Origin of the sequence: Paracidovorax cattleyae, from assembly GCF_900104515.1 — a bacterium.
GTDB classification, from domain to species: Bacteria; Pseudomonadota; Gammaproteobacteria; order Burkholderiales; family Burkholderiaceae_C; genus Paracidovorax; species Paracidovorax cattleyae.
Genome location: NZ_FNJL01000004.1, coordinates 76,359 through 91,751, shown reverse-complemented (window position 1 = coordinate 91,751; position 15,393 = coordinate 76,359). Strand labels below are relative to the sequence as shown.

Here is a 15,393-nt window from a genome sequence, read left to right as displayed (position 1 = left end):
TTCCTCTTTTTTCCGGGTTTCCTTTTTTCCGGGTTCGCACACCGTGGCCGACCATTCCTCTCCCATTGCCGCCGCGCCGGCGCCCGCCCCCGTGCCTCTGCTGGAAATGCTGGGCGTGGGCAAGGACTACAGCGCCACCACCGTGCTGCACGGGGTCACGCTTTCGCTGCATGCCGGCGAAGTGCTCGCGCTGACCGGCGAGAACGGCGCGGGCAAGAGCACGCTGTCGAAGATCGTCTGCGGGCTGGAGCCCGCCACGCGCGGCAGCCTGCGCCTGGCGGGGCAGCCCTATGCGCCGTCCTCCCGCCGCGACGCGGAGCACCAGGGCGTGCGCATGGTCATGCAGGAGCTGGGTCTGGTGCCCACCCTTACCGTGGCCGAGAACCTGCTGATGGGCCGGCTTCCGCACCGCATGGGCTGGCTGCGCCGCCGTGCGCTGCACGATGCCGCGCGCGCGCAGCTCGCCAAGATCGGCCTCACGGGCATCGATCCGGCAACGCCCGTGTCCCGCCTGGGCATCGGCCAGCAGCAGATGGTGGAGATCGCCCGCAACCTGCAGGACGACACGCGCATCCTGGTGCTCGACGAGCCGACGGCGATGCTGACGCCGCGCGAGACCAATTACCTGTTCGAGCAGATCGCCCGGCTCACGGCCCGCGGCGTGGCCATCATCTACGTCTCCCACCGGCTGGAAGAACTGCGTCGCATCGCCGACCGCGTGGCGGTGCTGCGCGACGGCGCGCTGGTGGACGCCCGCCCGATGGCGGGACTGTCCGAGGACGACCTCGTGCAGCGCATGGTGGGACGCGCGGTGAACGACCTGGAGCACCGCCCCCGCCGCGCGGCCGGCCCCGTGGTGATGCGGGTGGACGGCATCGGCCGGGGCACCGCCGTGCAGGACGTGAGCCTGGCGCTGCGGGCCGGCGAGGTATTCGGCATTGCCGGCCTCGTGGGCTCGGGCCGCACCGAACTGCTGCGCCTGCTGTTCGGTGCGGACCGCGCCGACCGTGGCAGCGTGACGCTGGCCGCCGGGAGCACGGTCTCCGGCGAGGCCGCGGAGCGCACCTACGCGCGCGGCTTCCGCTCGCCGCTGGCGGCGATCGCCGCGGGCATCGGGCTCGTGAGCGAAGACCGCAAGTCGCAGGGCCTGCTGCTCAGCCAGCCGATCCGGGTGAATGCCACGCTGTCGGACCTGTCGGCCGTTTCGCACGCAGGCTGGCTGCGCCGCGCGCATGAGAGCGCGGTGGTGCAGGGCTTCATCCGCACGCTGCGGGTGCGCTGCCGCGGGCCGGAGCAGCCCGTGGGGCAGCTGTCCGGCGGCAACCAGCAGAAGGTGGTGTTCGCACGGTGGCTGCACCGCGACGGCCGCGTGCTGCTGCTGGACGAGCCCACCCGCGGCGTGGACGTGGGCGCGCGCGCCGACCTGTACGCCGAGCTCGACCGCATGGCCGCCGAGGGCCGCGCACTGCTCATGGTGTCGTCCGACCTGCGCGAGCTGATGGCCATGGCCGACCGCATCGGCGTGATGAGCGGCGGCCGCCTGGTCGCCGTGTTCGAGCGCGGCGAGTGGACCGAGCAGTCGCTGCTGGCCGCCGCCTTCTCCGAGGCCGAAGACCGTCCGCGCGCCGAAGGCGCCGGTTCCGCATCCCCCCTTTCCCCCGCTTCCGCATGACCGCCACCACGCCCCCCTCCTCCGCTTCCGCCGCGCCGTCGGTGCCGCTCTGGCGCACGCAGCTGGGCACCTACCTGGGCCTGGCCGCCGTGCTGGCCGGCATGGTGGCGCTGTTTTCCTGGCTGTCCGATTTCTTCTGGAGCGCCGAGACCTTCGTCACCATCGCCAACGAGATTCCCGCGCTGGCCGTGATGGCGGTGGGCATGACGTTCGTGCTCATCATCGCGGGCATCGACCTGTCGGTCGGCTCGGTGATGGCGCTGTCCGCGGCGACGTCGGCCGCAGCCATCCTGCAATGGAGCTGGAGCGTGCCGGCCGCGGCGGCCCTGGCGCTGGCCACCGGCCTGGTGTGCGGCACCATCACCGGCACCGTATCGGTCGCCTGGCGGCTGCCGTCGTTCATCGTGTCGCTGGGCATGCTGGAGGCGGTGCGCGGCAGCGCTTATCTGGTGACGGATTCGCGCACACAGTACGTGGGCGATGCGATCTCCTGGCTCGCCGCGCCCGTGGCGGCCGGCGTCTCGGTGGCTTTCGGCATCGCGCTGCTCATCGTGGTGCTGGCCCAGCTCGTGCTGTCGCGCACGGTGTTCGGCCGCTGCATGGTGGGCATCGGCACCAACGAGGAAGCCATGCGGCTGGCAGGCGTCGATCCGCGGCCCATCCGCATCGCCGTGTTCGCGCTCACCGGCCTGCTGGCCGGGCTGGCCGGCCTGATGCAGTCGGCACGCCTGGAGGCGGCCGACCCGAACGCCGGCGCCGGCATGGAACTGCAGGTGATCGCAGCCGTGGTGATCGGCGGCACCAGCCTGATGGGCGGGCGCGGATCGGTGGTGACCACGGCCTTCGGCGTGCTCATCATCGCGGTGCTGGAGGCCGGCCTCGCGCAGATCGGCGCGAGCGAGCCGAGCAAGCGCATCATCACCGGCTGCGTGATCGTGGCGGCCGTCATCATCGACACGCTGCGGCAGCGCCGCGCCGCGGTCTGACGCCGGCGCGCGGCATGGCAACCATCAAGGACGTCGCACGCGAGGCCGGGGTCTCGGTGACCACCGTCTCGCACGTGCTCAACGGCACGCGCCACGTGAGCGACGACGGACGCGCCCGCGTGGAGGCCGCCATCCGCCAGCTGGGCTATGTGCCCAGCGCGATCGCGCGCAGCCTCAAGAGCAACCACACGCGCACGCTGGGGATGCTGATCCCCAACAGCTCCAACCCCTATTTCGCCGAGGTGGTGCACAGCGTGGAGAACCGCTGCTTCGGCGCGGGCTACAACCTCATTCTGTGCAACACGCACGACGAGGCCCAGCGGCAGAGCTCGTACCTGCAGGTGCTGGCCGAACGGCGCATCGACGGGCTGATCTTGGTGACCACCGGGCAGGACGCGGCGCTCGCGCGCCAGCTCGAGGGGCTGGGCGTGCCCACCGTTCTGGTGGACCGCGAGATCGAAGTGCCCCGGCAGCCCTGCGACCTGGTGGAGACCGCGCACCGCGAAGGCGGCCGGCTGGCCACGCGCCACCTGCTCTGGCTGGGCCACCGCCGCATCGCCTGCATCGGCGGGCCATCGGACCTTGCCCCCAGCATGCAGCGCATCGAAGGCTGGCGCGACGCGCTGGCCGAGGCGGGCGTGAACGGCCGCAGCCTGCTGTGGCATGGCGACTTCACCAGCCAGAGCGGCTACGAGGCGATGCAATCCGTGCTGGCTTCACCCCACCCGCCGACGGCGGTGTTCGTGGGCAACGACCTCATGGCCATCGGCGCGCTCTGCGCGGTCCACGAACGCGGGCTCCGCGTGCCGGAGGCCATGTCCATTGTGGGTTTCGACGATATCGCGCTCGCCGCGTTCACAAGCCCCCCGCTCACCACCGTGGCCCAGCCCAAGCGGCAGATCGGCGTGGCCGCCGTGGACATGCTGCTCGAGCGCATCGACGGCGCGCGGCGCGAACCACGCCAGTTGCTGCTGCAGCCGGAGCTGCGGCTGCGCGCCTCGACCGCGGCCCTGCCCCCGGGCACCGCTTCCACCGCCGCTCCGCACGGCCGTTTTCCTTCCCGAAACCCTGCATGACCGCCTCTTCCCGCTCCGCTCCGGAGATGCTTTCCCGTTCCGCCGCACCGCGCATCGCGGTGGTGGGCAGCCTCAACATGGACATCGTCCTGCGCGTTCCCCGGGCTCCCGGGGCGGGTGAGACCGTGATGGCCGATTCACTGCACCACATCCCGGGCGGCAAGGGCGGCAACCAGGCCGTGGCCTGCGCACGCCAGGGTGCGAACGTGCATCTGCTGGGCCGCGTCGGGCACGATGCGCATGGCGCGGCGCTGCGTGCGGCGCTGGACACCGACGCCATCGACCACACCGGCGTGCAGACCGATCCGGAGGCCCCCACGGGCATCGCCTGCATCACGGTGGAATCCACCGCGCAGAACCGGATCGTCGTCGTCGGCGGGGCGAACGCCCGCTTCGGGATCGACGCACAGGCACTGGACGCGGCGCTGCAGGGGGCGAGCAGCCTGCTGCTGCAGTTCGAGGTGCCGATGCCGCAGGTGATGGCCGCCGCCAGGCAGGCACGCCAGCGGGGCTGCCCCGTGGTGCTCAACCCTTCGCCCATGCAGCCCGTTCCCGACGCCATGTGGCCGCTGGTGGACACCCTGGTGGCCAATGAGGTGGAAGCCGCGCTGTTCGCCGACTGCGACGTGGAGACACCCGACGACGCGGCCCATGCGGCGCGCCTGCTGCGTGCCCGGGGCCCCCGGCAGGTGGTGGTGACGCTGGGCGCTGCCGGCGCCGTGGCCTGCGACGGCAGCGGCTGCCGGCACCACCTGGGCCTGCGCGTGGACGCGGTGGACACCACGGCCGCCGGCGATACCTTCCTGGGCGCCCTGACCGTGGCCCTGGCGCGCGGCGAATCGCTCGACCTGGCCGTGCAGACCGGCGTCCGCGCCGCGGCGCTGTGCGTGACCCGTCCGGGCGCGCAGCCATCGATTCCCACGCGCGCCGAAGTGGCCGCTTCCCCCCTCCCCCCTGAATGGAGCCGCATCGCATGAAGCGCACCGCCCTGCTGCACGCCGACCTCTCCCGCGCCATCGCCGCCCTGGGCCATGGCGACATGATCGTGATCGGCGATGCCGGCCTGCCGATTCCGCCCAGTCCCCTGCGCATCGACCTGGCCGTGACCCCGGGGCTGCCCTCGGTGGCCGACGTGCTGGCCGCCGTGCTCTCCGAAATGCAGGTGGAGCGCGCCCTCGTTGCCACCGAGGCGGTGGAGCGCGCGGGCGGAGCCCTGCCCGGCTGGGCCGGCGCGCTGCCCATGGCCCCGCAGACCCTGTCCCACGAGGAATTCAAGCGCCTGACGCGCGATGCCCGCGCCGTGGTGCGGACGGGCGAATGCACGCCCTACGCCAACGTCATCCTCTGCGCGGGCGTGACGTTCTGACCGGACTTCAGGTGCGTCCCAGCGGCATCGCGCCGCGTGCGGGCCACCACAGGCCCAGCAGGCGCAGTGCCCGTCCCGCGCTGGCCCCGGCGAAGATGCCGTAGAGCAGGCTGGTGGCTCCGGCGAACACCGGGTCGCCCGCCAGCGCCGGCTGCAGGGCGAGCCCGACGACCACGGTGTACTTGGTGCAGAAGATGCCGAGCATCAGCAGGAGCGGGCGCACGCTGCCGGGCAGGTGGAAGACCGCGTCCACGGGATCGAAGCGCGTGCCCGCCGGTGCCGGACGCGACGCCACGAAGGCCGCCGCTGCCAGGGCCGCCAGGCCCCAGGCGGCCCAGGCGGCCGGCTGCGCGTGGCGCGCCGCCACCATGCCGTACAGCGAGAACGCTGCCATGGCCGCCGGCAGCAGCAGGGCCCGCCCGACGGTCCTGCGGGACGGGCGCAGCTGGCGCCCGCCCAGCGCGGCCAGGGCGGCCAGCAGCGCGAAGACCCAGGCAGGCGTCGCCTGGAGCATGTGGACGATGAAGGTCATGGGGATTCCTCGGCAGCGGCGCAGTGGTGCGATGGGGCACTGTCGGGCCTCCGGGCCGCCCGGGCCACCGCGGAGCGACGGCCTGCGCCGTGGCGGCGCGAAGGGTTGCGCCGGATGGATGAACGGCAGGGGCCGGTGCCATACTTTCATGCAGAGGCCCCGCATGCACATCCCCACGCCCCAGGCACCCACCGGCGCCACCCCGCCGCTCCTGCCACCCGGCACCATGGTGCTCGAACGCGGCTGGCTTTCGGCCAACAACATCGTCTGCGTGGGCGAGGACGCGGCGGCGGTGGTGGACACGGGCTACTGCGCGCATGCCGGCCAGACGGTGTCCCTGGTGGCGGCCACCCTGGGGGGCCGGCCTCTCGCGCTCATTGCCAACACCCACCTGCACAGCGACCATTGCGGTGGCAACGCAGCGCTGCAGCAGGCCTGGCCCGGTGCGCGCACGCTGGTGCCACCCGGGCAGGCCGCGCACGTGCGCGACTGGGATCCACAGGCCCTGAGCTATACCCCCACGGGGCAGGACTGCCCGCCCTTCCGCATGGACGGGCTGCTGGAGCCCGGAGGCACGGTGCGCCTGGGTGCGCACGACTGGCAGATCCATGCCGCGCCCGGGCACGATACCCATTCGGTGGTGCTGTTCGAGCCCCGGCACCGGGTGCTGCTCTCGGCCGATGCACTCTGGCAGAACGGATTCGGCGTGGTCTTCCCCGAACTGGAAGGCGAGCATGCCTTCGCGGATGTCGCGGCCACCCTGGACCTGATTGCCGGGCTGGCTCCGCGTACCGTCGTGCCCGGCCACGGCCCCGTGTTCACGGACGTGGGACCTGCGCTCGATGCCGCCCGGCGCCGTCTCGACGGCTTCGTGCGCGATCCGGCCCGCCATGCGCTCTACGCCGCGAAGGTGCTGCTCAAGTACAAGCTGCTCGAATGGCAGAGCGTGCCGCTTGCCCGGCTGCACGCCTGGGCTGGTGCCACCCCGTATTTCGGCCTGCTCCATGCCGGCCATTTCGCGGACCAGCCGCGCACTGCGTGGCAGGAGGCACTGGTGCACGAACTGGTGCGCAGCGGGGCCGCCCGGCTGGACGAGGAGACGCTGCACAACGCCTGAAGGGAGCCGCGGCGGGAGGGCTGGCGCTGCCCTCCGTGCTCAGGGCAGCTCGCGGCTCGGGTCCGGCGTGGCGGCGTCGCGCGGGCCCACGTTGCCGAGCCGGCCCTTGAGCGACTGGGGCTGGCCCGTCAGGATCGCGGCGTACATCGTGGTGTTGGAAAGCACCTTCTTCACGTAGTCGCGCGTTTCCGAGAAAGGGATGTTCTCGGCCCAGATCGCGGCCTCGAGCACCGGCCCGTTGCGCCAGTTGCGCGGCCGGCCGGGGCCGGCGTTGTAGGCAGCCGCGGCCATGGGCATGGAGCCGTCGAAGTCGTCGAGCGCGAGCTTGAGGTAGGCCGTGCCGATGGCGATGTTGGTGTCGCGGTCGTTGATCTGGTCGGGCGTGAAATCCGCCATGCCGATCTTGCGGGCCGTCCAGCGCGCGGTAGCGGGCATGACCTGCATCAGGCCGGAGGCACCGACGCCCGAGCGCGCATCCATGATGAAGCGGCTTTCCTGGCGGATGAGGCCATAGACGTAGGCCGGATCGAGCCCGATGGACTGCGCGCGCGCCACGACGGTGCTGCGGAACGGCATCGGGAAGCGCTGGCCCACGTCCGTGAAGGACCTGGTGCGCTCGCTGGTGTTGATGCAGCGATCCCAGATCTCGCGCTGGCAGGCGAGGTCGGCGGCAGCGAGCAGCTCGCGGTCGCCCATGCCGCCCGGCGAGTGCAGGTTGGTGGTGTAGTTCCACTCGCGCACGCCCTCGTGCCGCAGCCCCAGGCCGATGGCGTAGAGGCTGCGCACGAAGCCGGGGTTCGCGCGCGCAGCGGCCTTTTCCTCGGGCGTGGGCGGCAGCGGCGGCGCGGGCGGGACCACGCGCTGGCCGAGCTCTTCCAGCGCCAGTTGCTCATAGAAGCCGCCGGGGCCCGCGATGCGCTCGAGCAGTTCGCGCGCCTTCGCGCGGTCCTCGTCGCCTGGGCGGTTGGACAGCCAGGCGCGCGCGCGCCAGTAGGTCCAGGCGGGATCCTGCCGCCCGGCCGGGCTCATCGCGTCGATGGCGCGGGCCACCTGCTTCCACTGGCCTGCCCGCAGGGCGGCCCGCACCTTCCAGCCGAGCATGTCGTCGGTCAGGTCGGCCTCCCTGGAGACATTGCCGAAATAGCCCAGCGCATCCGGCGAGAGCGCCACGGCGGACTGCTTGCCGATCACGCCCCAGACCCAGTTGCGCTCCTCCGGGCTGAGCAGCGGTCCCCATTTGGAGTCCAGCAGCCGGGCCGCAGTGCCGGGGTCCGACATCGCCATCTTGACAAGGGACAGCACCACCAGTTCCTGCCGCATGCGGCCGGGTGCCGTGGCACGGCTCGCGAGGAACTTGGCGGGGGCATCGAACACCTCGCGCAGCAGGGGCAGCGCCTCGGGCGCGACGATCTCCACCGCGTTGCGCGTGGCGCGCGCCCGGTTGGCCTCGGCAGCCAGCCGTGCCTTGCGCCATACGTCCAGGGCCGCAATGCGCTTGTCGGAGTAGAACTCGGCCGCCGCATGCGTGCAGCCGTCGTCGGCCTCGCGCAGCGCATACCAGTTGCGCAGCACCTCGTCGGCCGCAGCGGCCGCAGCGGAGCCCTTGATCTGTTCCACCAGCAGGGCGTAGCAGCGCACCTCGCGGTCGTCGTTCATCCGGTAGAGGGCGTGCAGTTCGCTGAACTGCACCCAGTCGCGCCGCTGGCCGACGAGCAGCAGCCAGTCGTTGCGCAGCCGGTCCTCCTGGTAGGTGCCGGCAAAGCGCTGCAGGAAACCTGCCACTTCCTGGGACGTGGCCTGGTCGAGGCGGGCGCGCAGTTCCCAGTACGCTCCCCACGGTTCCAGCACATGCCCGCGCAGGTCGGGCAGCAGCTGCGTGAGCCGCGCGCGGTCGCCCTTGCGGTAGGCCTGCTGCATTTGTAACAGCGCGTCGTCGCCCCGGTTTTGGGCCTGGGCAGGCACCGCGGCAGTGGCAAAGGCCGCGGCGGCCAGGAGCGGTGTCAGAATCGTGAGCAATTGCATTAGGGAATTATGTGATGGACAAAGCAGCCCTGCGACGCGCATTGATCGAGGAACGCCTGAACCTGCCGGACCGCCTACAGCGCGCGGACCTTTTGCAGCGCGTGATGCGCATCTGGCTGGTGGACCGGCAGGACACCGTCATCGGCGCCTACTGGCCCATCAAGGGCGAGTTCGACCCCCTGCCGGCGCTGCACCGCTGGAAGGAGGACGGCGAACTGCTGGACGAACCGCAGCGCCGCCGCATCGGCCTGCCGGTGGTGAACAAGGAACACAAGACCCTCACCTTCCACGCATGGTATCCCGGCTGCCCTATGGAAGAGGATGCCTACGGTATCCCGAAGCCCAAGGACACCGAGATCATCGTGCCCACCCTCCTGTTCGTGCCCTGCGTGGGCTACGGCCCCGGCGGCTACCGCCTGGGGTACGGCGGCGGCTTCTATGACCGAACCCTGGCCACGCTCTACCCCCTGCCCACCACCGTGGGCCTGGGGTTCACCCACGGATTCCTGGAGGATTTCGAGCCCGAGCCGCATGACCTGCCGCTCGATGCCATCCTCAATGACAACGGAGTCGTCTGGCCACTGAAATAGGATTTCCCCCCTGAGTCGCCTTCGGCGCCTTCCCCCAGGGGGACGACGCCAGCGGCCCGGCGAAGCCGGTTCCGCGGCGTCCGCTGGCGTGGCCTGCTCCGCGGCCGTCTGATGGTTGAGGCCGTGCAGGCTCCAGGGCCGCACGCCGGGCAACCTCCGCCCGAAGCTATCCTCATGCCAACGCACTGAAGGTCGGGCAGTGACTGTCATGTCACCGTAGCCAGGTCGCTCGCAAAGGCGAAGCAGTCCGCCCCTTCCTGCGGGCCGCGGCGCTTGCTGGCGTACATGGCGGCATCGGCAGCGCGCAGCAGGGATTCCAGCGTCCGGCCGTCGCCGGGATGGCGGGCGATGCCCACGCTGAGGCCCACGGCCAGGTTCCGGCCCTCGAAGCCGAGGGGTGAGACCACGGCGTTGGCCATGGCGCGGGCCTTGTCCGCGAGGGCGGTGCGCGGCGGCGCGCCGGCCAGCAGCACCGCGAATTCGTCGCCGCCCAGGCGCGCGACCAGATCGCCGTCGCGCAGCAGGGCCCGCAGGCGCTGCACCAGGGCCACCAGCACGGCATCGCCTGCAGCGTGGCCGTGGGTGTCGTTCACGGCCTTGAAGCCGTCCAGGTCGAGCAGCATGAGCGTGAACGGCTCACCGGCCTCCAGCGCCGCTTCGGCACGGCGCGCCAGCCCCGCACGGTTGGCCGCGCCCGTGAGGGCGTCCGTGCCCAGCACCTCCACCAGTTCGCGGGTGCGCCGGCCGAGGGCCTGCTCGGACATGCGGAGCAGGCGCAGGCGCGACGCCATGGCGGCGGCGAAGATGACGGCTTCCGCCACAAGCGCGGCCTGCGTCAGGTCCATCTGGCCCGGCGTCCATGCCAGCCAGCCCCAGCTCGCGACGATGATCGCGCAGATACCCAGCAACAGCAGGAGCACGCCAGCGCTGTAGAGCACGGCGGGCCAGTAGCGCCGGCGCACCGCGATCAGCGCGCCGGCGGCCAGCACCGTGGTGGACACCATCACCGACGCCTGCACGGCCCGGAACAGCCAGAGCGGATGGGGGCCGAAAAGCCCGTACACGGTGGCCGCACCCAGCACCGCGACCAGGGCGAGCACCAGGCGGTCGATGCGCGGCGCATAGTGCGAGAGGCGCAGCAGGCTGCGCCCGAACAGCAGCTTGGACATCGCCCACAGCGGCGGAGCGAGGGTGTAGAACAGACCCGCCGCCGCCGGCGAGTGGGCAAACGGGTAGCGCAGCGTGTGCCCGTTCAGGCTGGCGAGCGCCAGCAAAGCGCAGGCGCACGAGAGCGAGTACCAGGCATAGATGCCCTCGCGGAACACCAGCAGCATCGCGAGGCTGAAGGCCAGCAGCCCCAGCAGCAGGCCATAGCAGGCGCCGTCGAACATGCGCTTGTCCTGGGTGGACTGCAGGTAGTCGGCCAGGTCCCAGGCCGTGACCGCGTAGAAGCGCGCGAAGGTCGACTCCACCCGGAAATAGGCCGTATAGGTCTGCGCGTCCGGCAGGCGGAAGCGCCAGGCCATCTGCTCCGATCCTGCCGGCCGCGTGGCCCATGGATGGCGCATGCCCGTCACCACCGGCGGCGCCAGTGCGCGGCCATCCGGGCCGCAGGGCCCGTAGAAGCGCAGTTCGTGGGTGGAAATGGTGGGCACGACCAGCAGCCATTCGCGCTGCGCATCCGCCGGATCGGCCAGGCGCAGCTGCACGCGGAACCAGAGCACCCGGTCGGATTCGGCCCCCCGCAGAGGATCGTCGGGATGGACGAAGCGCGCCGCGTTCCCGGGCGAGAGGATGTCGCCGATGCCGAGGCGGCGGCCCGGGTCTTCCAGCACCTCCATGTGGGGCACGAGCGAGACTCCGCCCTCGCGCGCAGCGAGCGATGCCGGCTCGACAGTAGCGGCACGCGCGGCCGGATGCACCAGCGCGAGGCAGAGCCAGGCCAGGGCGGCACGCAAGAGCAGCAGGCGGGAGAACGGGAAGACCGGCACGGATCGCTGAAAAAGCAGGGGCGGATTGTGCCGCAGGCCGCGCAGCAGTGCATTGATGCACGGCACGTATCAATCGGCGGGCCAACCGGCATTGGCAGGCGCGGCGCATGGCCCTAGCATCGGCCTTCCCTTTCCACTCCTGCGAGTGCGGTCCATGCTCCAGCTCTACATCGGCAACAAGAACTACTCCTCCTGGTCCATGCGCCCCTGGGTGCTGCTGCGCGAGGCCGGGATTCCCTTCGAGGAAGTGGCTGTGCGCTTCGACAGCTTCGAGCCCGGCTCGCGCTTCAAGCAGGCCCTGCAGGACGTGAGCCCCACCGGCAAGGTGCCCGTGCTCGTCGATGGCGGCATCACCGTGTGGGACACGCTGGCCATCGCCGAATACGTCGCGGAACGCCATCCCGACAGGCACCTGTGGCCGCAGGACGCGGCGGCCCGTGCGCAGGCGCGCAGCGTGGCCGCCGAGATGCACAGCGGCTTCGGCGCGCTGCGCAGCGCCTGCCCCATGAACATCGAGGCCCATCTGCCGGAGACGGGTGCCCTGCTCTGGCGTGACCGGCCCGGCGTGCGCGCCGACGTGCAACGCCTGGTGGAAATGTGGGGCGCCCTGCTGCGCGAGCACGGCGGCCCGCTGCTTTTCGGGAACCACTTCACCATCGCGGACGCCTTCTTCGCGCCGGTCTGCATGCGCCTGCGCACCTATGCCCTGCCCGTGCCGGAGCCGATCGCCGCCTATGTGGAGCATGTGGCCTCGCTGCCCGGCGTGAAGGCGTGGATCGACGCAGCACTGGCCGAGCAGGACTTCCTGGATTTCGAGGAACCCTACCGGCTCGGGCGCTGAACGCCCCGGCCGCAGCAGCCCCGGTCGTTTCCGCCCGAGTCAGCCCTGGCGGAACTGCTTGCGCAGGAAGGCGCGGTGCCGCGCGATGTGCGCCATCTGCGCCGGGGCGATGGAGCCGCCCAGGTCCTCGTCCTCGGTATTGAGCACCCGGTTCGCGAAGGCCAGCGCCCGGGCCACCACCTCTTCCTGGGGCACGCCCTGCTGCGCGGCGAGTTCCATGGCCACGCTGCGCATCGCGCGCTGCGACAGCACCCACATCGCGGCGAAGGCATCCCAGGCCGCGGCCGTTTCCTTGAACCGGTCGCGTTCGGCCAGGATCTCGCTGAGCGGCTTGTCCAGCACCTCCTGCAGCGACTCCAGCCGCTGCAGGAGGGCTTCGGCCTCCTCCTCGCGCCGCAGCGCTTCCACGGCCGCGTTGGCAGCGGCGTCCGGCGATTCGGGCACGGGCACGCTGCCGTCGGGGTTCATCTGGGCGATGGTGAGGGAGGAAGACAGGGACATGGCAGACGGGCAGGAAGGATCGCCGCCGAATATACCGAGACCGGCCCCTTACACTGCCCGCATGCAGATCTACATGGTGGGCGGCGCCGTGCGCGACCGGCTTCTGGGCCGCCCGGTGAACGACCGCGACTGGGTGGTGGTGGGTGCCACGCCCGACGACCTGGCCGCGCGCGGCTTCCTGCCCGTGGGGCGGGATTTTCCCGTCTTCCTCCACCCCGAGACGCGCGAGGAGTACGCGCTGGCGCGCACCGAGCGCAAGAGTGGCAGGGGCTACCGCGGCTTCGTGGTGGACACCGCCCCGGACGTGACGCTGGAACAGGACCTGTCGCGCCGCGATCTCACCATCAATGCGATGGCGGTACGCGGCGAGGATCCTGCGGCATGGGAACTGGCCGATCCCTACGGCGGCGCACGCGACCTGCAGGCGAAGCTGCTGCGCCACGTGACCGATGCCTTCCGCGAAGACCCTGTGCGCATCCTGCGCGTGGCGCGCTTCGCCGCGCGCTTCGCCGATTTTTCCGTCGCTCCCGAGACGATGGCGCTCATGCGGGAGATGGTCGATGCCGGCGAGGTGGCCGACCTCGTTCCCGAGCGTGTCTGGCAGGAGATCGCGCGCGGCCTGATGGAAGCCGCCCCGTCGCGCATGTTCGAGGTGCTGCGCGGCTGCGGCGCCCTGGCGGTGCTGCTGCCCGAGCTGGACCGGCTCTGGGGCGTGCCCCAGCGTGCCGAATACCACCCCGAGGTGGACACCGGCGTGCACGTGATGATGGTGCTGGACATGGCCGCGCGGCTGCAGGCACCGCTGCCGGTGCGGTTCGCCTGCCTGGTCCACGACCTGGGCAAGGGCACGACGCCGGCCGACGTGCTGCCGCGCCACATCGGGCACGAGCAGCGCAGCGCCACGCTGCTCGCCCGCGTGTGCGAGCGCCTGCGGGCGCCGGTGGAGTGCCGCGAGACCGCGGACGTGGTGGCGCGCGAGCACGGCAATATCCACCGCAGCGCGGAACTGGGTGCAGCGGCCCTGGTGCGGCTGCTGGAGCGCTGCGACGCGCTGCGCAAGCCCGCCCGTTTCGCCGACGTGCTGCTGGCCTGCGAATGCGATGCGCGCGGCCGGCTGGGATTCGAGGAGAAGCCTTACCCGCAGCGCGAACGCCTGCTGGGCGCGCTGCGGGCGGCGCGCTCCGTCGATACCGCCGCCGTGGCCGCACGGGCCCAGGCCCGCGGCGCCGCCGGCCCGCAGGTGGGCGACTGGATCCGCCGGGCGCGCGGCGACGCCGTGCAGGCTTGGATGGCGGCGCAGGAGCCCGCGGCCGGAACCTGACGGCCCCGTCCGCTCGAACGCGCCTTCAGGCGCCGCCGGCCGTCCGTACCCAGCGCACGATGTCGGCCGCCCCCAGCGCGCCGGAAATACGCGCGATCTCCTGCCCCTGGCGGAACATCACCATCGTCGGGATGCTGCGGATGCCCAGGCGCGCGCCGATGGCGGGATGCGCCTCGGTATCGAGCTTCGCGAGCCGCACGCCCGGCTCGAGCGTCCGGGCCGCCTGCGCGAAGGCCGGTGCCATGGTGCGGCAGGGACCACACCAGGGCGCCCAGAAATCGACCACCACCGGAATATGGTTGCGTTCGGCATGGCGCCCGAAGGAGGCATCGTCGAGCGCGACGGGTTCTCCCGTGAAGAGCGGACGGTGGCACTGCCCGCAGTCCGCCTCGACCGAGCCGGCCGGCGCGGCCAGGCGGTCGGCCGCGATGCGGTTGGTGGTGTGGCAGTGCGGGCAGACGACGTGCAGGGACTGGGGCATGGCGACAGATGCGCGGCGACGCCCGTGTTTTCAAGGCGCGCCGGCGGTGGCTGCGGCACGCCTACAGGGCACCAGCCTCGCGGCCTACAGGCTCGGCAATGCCATCTGGTAAGGTATGCGCCAATGCAAAAGCCACCGTTGCTGACCGCGCGCCATGCGCTGTTTCTCGACTTCGACGGCACGCTTGCCGACATTGCACCGCACCCCGATGCGGTGCAGGTACATCCTGGCGTGGTGCCGGCCCTGCGGGTCCTGCACGAGCGCCTGGAGGGCGCCCTGGCCATCGCCACGGGCCGCACGCAGGCCGATATCGATCATTTCCTCAGCCCCCTGCAGCTGCCGCTGGCCTGCGAACACGGCGCCCAGTACCGAATGGGCAACGGCGTCGTCGGCGGCGTGCCGGCGCCCGACCTCGCCCCCGTGGTGCGTGCCGTGCAGCCGCTGCTGGACCGCTATCCCGCGCTGGTGCTGGAACGCAAGAGCGCGGGCATGGCCCTGCACTACCGCCAGGCGGTGGAGCTGGAGCCGCTGTGCCGCGCGGCGCTCGAGCATGCGCTGGCGCAGGCGCCCGGCCTGGAGCTCATGCAGGGCAAATGCGTGCTGGAGATCAAGCCCTCCGGGCCGAACAAGGGCCGGGCGATCGCCGATTTCATGCGCCAGGCGCCCTTCGCAGGCCGCATCCCCGTGTTCGCGGGAGACGACGTGACCGATGAATACGGCTTCGAAGCCGCCCAGGCGCTCGGCGGCATCGGCATCAAGATCGGAGCCGGCGGCACCCGTGCGCTCGCGCGCTGCGACGACACCACGGAGCTGCGCGAATGGCTGTTCCAGATGGCATCGCCGGAAGGGTTTCCCGCATGACCTCGCCCACCTCCACGCCACCGTCCTCCCCGCCGC

15 protein-coding genes are annotated in these 15,393 nt (G+C 71.7%); 10 read left to right on the top strand and 5 right to left on the bottom strand.

Annotated features, from left to right (window positions below; translation table 11 throughout):
- Window positions 1-43 precede the first annotated feature (43 nt).
- From BLR05_RS04380 to rbsD, 5 genes are read left to right on the top strand one after another with little or no spacing between them, the layout of a single operon-like run.
- The gene (locus BLR05_RS04380) at window positions 44-1,672 is read left to right on the top strand and encodes a sugar ABC transporter ATP-binding protein (RefSeq protein ID WP_092832608.1); all 1,629 of its coding nucleotides are present in this window, start codon (window positions 44-46) and stop codon (window positions 1,670-1,672) included.
- Window positions 1,669-2,658: an ABC transporter permease gene (locus BLR05_RS04375; RefSeq protein WP_092832607.1), complete on the top strand. Its 990-nt coding sequence runs from the start codon at window positions 1,669-1,671 to the stop codon at window positions 2,656-2,658. Before BLR05_RS04380 ends, BLR05_RS04375 begins: the two co-directional genes overlap by 4 nt.
- 14 nt (window positions 2,659-2,672) lie before the next feature.
- The gene (locus tag BLR05_RS04370) at window positions 2,673-3,734 is read left to right on the top strand and encodes a LacI family DNA-binding transcriptional regulator (protein WP_092832606.1); all 1,062 of its coding nucleotides are present in this window, start codon (window positions 2,673-2,675) and stop codon (window positions 3,732-3,734) included.
- The gene (gene rbsK, locus BLR05_RS04365; protein ID WP_092832604.1) at window positions 3,731-4,711 is read left to right on the top strand and encodes a ribokinase; all 981 of its coding nucleotides are present in this window, start codon (window positions 3,731-3,733) and stop codon (window positions 4,709-4,711) included. Before BLR05_RS04370 ends, rbsK begins: the two co-directional genes overlap by 4 nt.
- Entirely contained in the window at window positions 4,708-5,100 is a 393-nt protein-coding gene (gene rbsD / locus BLR05_RS04360) for a D-ribose pyranase (protein WP_092832747.1), read from the top strand. Before rbsK ends, rbsD begins: the two co-directional genes overlap by 4 nt.
- A 7-nt stretch (window positions 5,101-5,107) precedes the next feature.
- Here rbsD and BLR05_RS04355 read toward each other — a convergent pair whose 3' ends face one another.
- The gene (locus tag BLR05_RS04355; RefSeq protein WP_092832602.1) at window positions 5,108-5,632 is read right to left on the bottom strand and encodes a DUF6622 family protein; all 525 of its coding nucleotides are present in this window, start codon (window positions 5,630-5,632) and stop codon (window positions 5,108-5,110) included.
- 163 nt (window positions 5,633-5,795) lie between these two features.
- Here BLR05_RS04355 and BLR05_RS04350 point away from each other — a divergent pair, with 163 nt between their 5' ends.
- Entirely contained in the window at window positions 5,796-6,749 is a 954-nt protein-coding gene (locus tag BLR05_RS04350) for an MBL fold metallo-hydrolase (RefSeq protein WP_092832600.1), read from the top strand.
- Window positions 6,750-6,788: 39 nt separating this feature from the next.
- Here the strand turns inward: BLR05_RS04350 and BLR05_RS04345 are convergent, their stop codons facing one another.
- Window positions 6,789-8,771, bottom strand: coding sequence for a lytic transglycosylase domain-containing protein (locus BLR05_RS04345; RefSeq protein ID WP_092832599.1), 1,983 nt, complete (start codon window positions 8,769-8,771; stop codon window positions 6,789-6,791).
- A gap of 14 nt (window positions 8,772-8,785) precedes the next feature.
- Between BLR05_RS04345 and BLR05_RS04340 the strand changes: the two genes are divergently transcribed.
- Window positions 8,786-9,361, top strand: a complete 576-nt coding sequence (locus BLR05_RS04340; RefSeq protein WP_092832597.1) for a 5-formyltetrahydrofolate cyclo-ligase — start codon at window positions 8,786-8,788, stop codon at window positions 9,359-9,361.
- Between the two features lie 206 nt (window positions 9,362-9,567).
- Here the strand turns inward: BLR05_RS04340 and BLR05_RS04335 are convergent, their stop codons facing one another.
- The gene (locus BLR05_RS04335) at window positions 9,568-11,352 is read right to left on the bottom strand and encodes a diguanylate cyclase (protein WP_225978992.1); all 1,785 of its coding nucleotides are present in this window, start codon (window positions 11,350-11,352) and stop codon (window positions 9,568-9,570) included.
- A 154-nt stretch (window positions 11,353-11,506) separates the two neighbouring features.
- On the opposite strand from BLR05_RS04335, the gene BLR05_RS04330 reads away from it, so the two are divergent.
- Entirely contained in the window at window positions 11,507-12,193 is a 687-nt protein-coding gene (locus tag BLR05_RS04330) for a glutathione S-transferase family protein (RefSeq protein ID WP_092832595.1), read from the top strand.
- A 39-nt stretch (window positions 12,194-12,232) separates the two neighbouring features.
- Here the strand turns inward: BLR05_RS04330 and BLR05_RS04325 are convergent, their stop codons facing one another.
- Entirely contained in the window at window positions 12,233-12,694 is a 462-nt protein-coding gene (locus BLR05_RS04325; RefSeq protein ID WP_092832594.1) for a hypothetical protein, read from the bottom strand.
- 61 nt (window positions 12,695-12,755) lie between these two features.
- On the opposite strand from BLR05_RS04325, the gene BLR05_RS04320 reads away from it, so the two are divergent.
- Window positions 12,756-14,015 (top strand): multifunctional CCA addition/repair protein, encoded by a 1,260-nt coding sequence (locus BLR05_RS04320; RefSeq protein ID WP_092832593.1) that lies wholly within the window; start codon window positions 12,756-12,758, stop codon window positions 14,013-14,015.
- A 25-nt stretch (window positions 14,016-14,040) separates the two neighbouring features.
- On the opposite strand, the gene trxC is transcribed toward BLR05_RS04320, so the two are convergent.
- Complete coding sequence (trxC, locus tag BLR05_RS04315; protein ID WP_092832591.1) at window positions 14,041-14,496, bottom strand: thioredoxin TrxC; 456 nt, start codon at window positions 14,494-14,496, stop codon at window positions 14,041-14,043.
- Between the two features lie 123 nt (window positions 14,497-14,619).
- On the opposite strand from trxC, the gene otsB reads away from it, so the two are divergent.
- Window positions 14,620-15,357 carry a trehalose-phosphatase gene (gene otsB, locus BLR05_RS04310; RefSeq protein WP_092832589.1) on the top strand — a complete coding sequence of 246 codons (738 nt, stop codon included), beginning with the start codon at window positions 14,620-14,622 and terminating at the stop codon, window positions 15,355-15,357.
- Window positions 15,358-15,393: the final 36 nt, after the last annotated feature.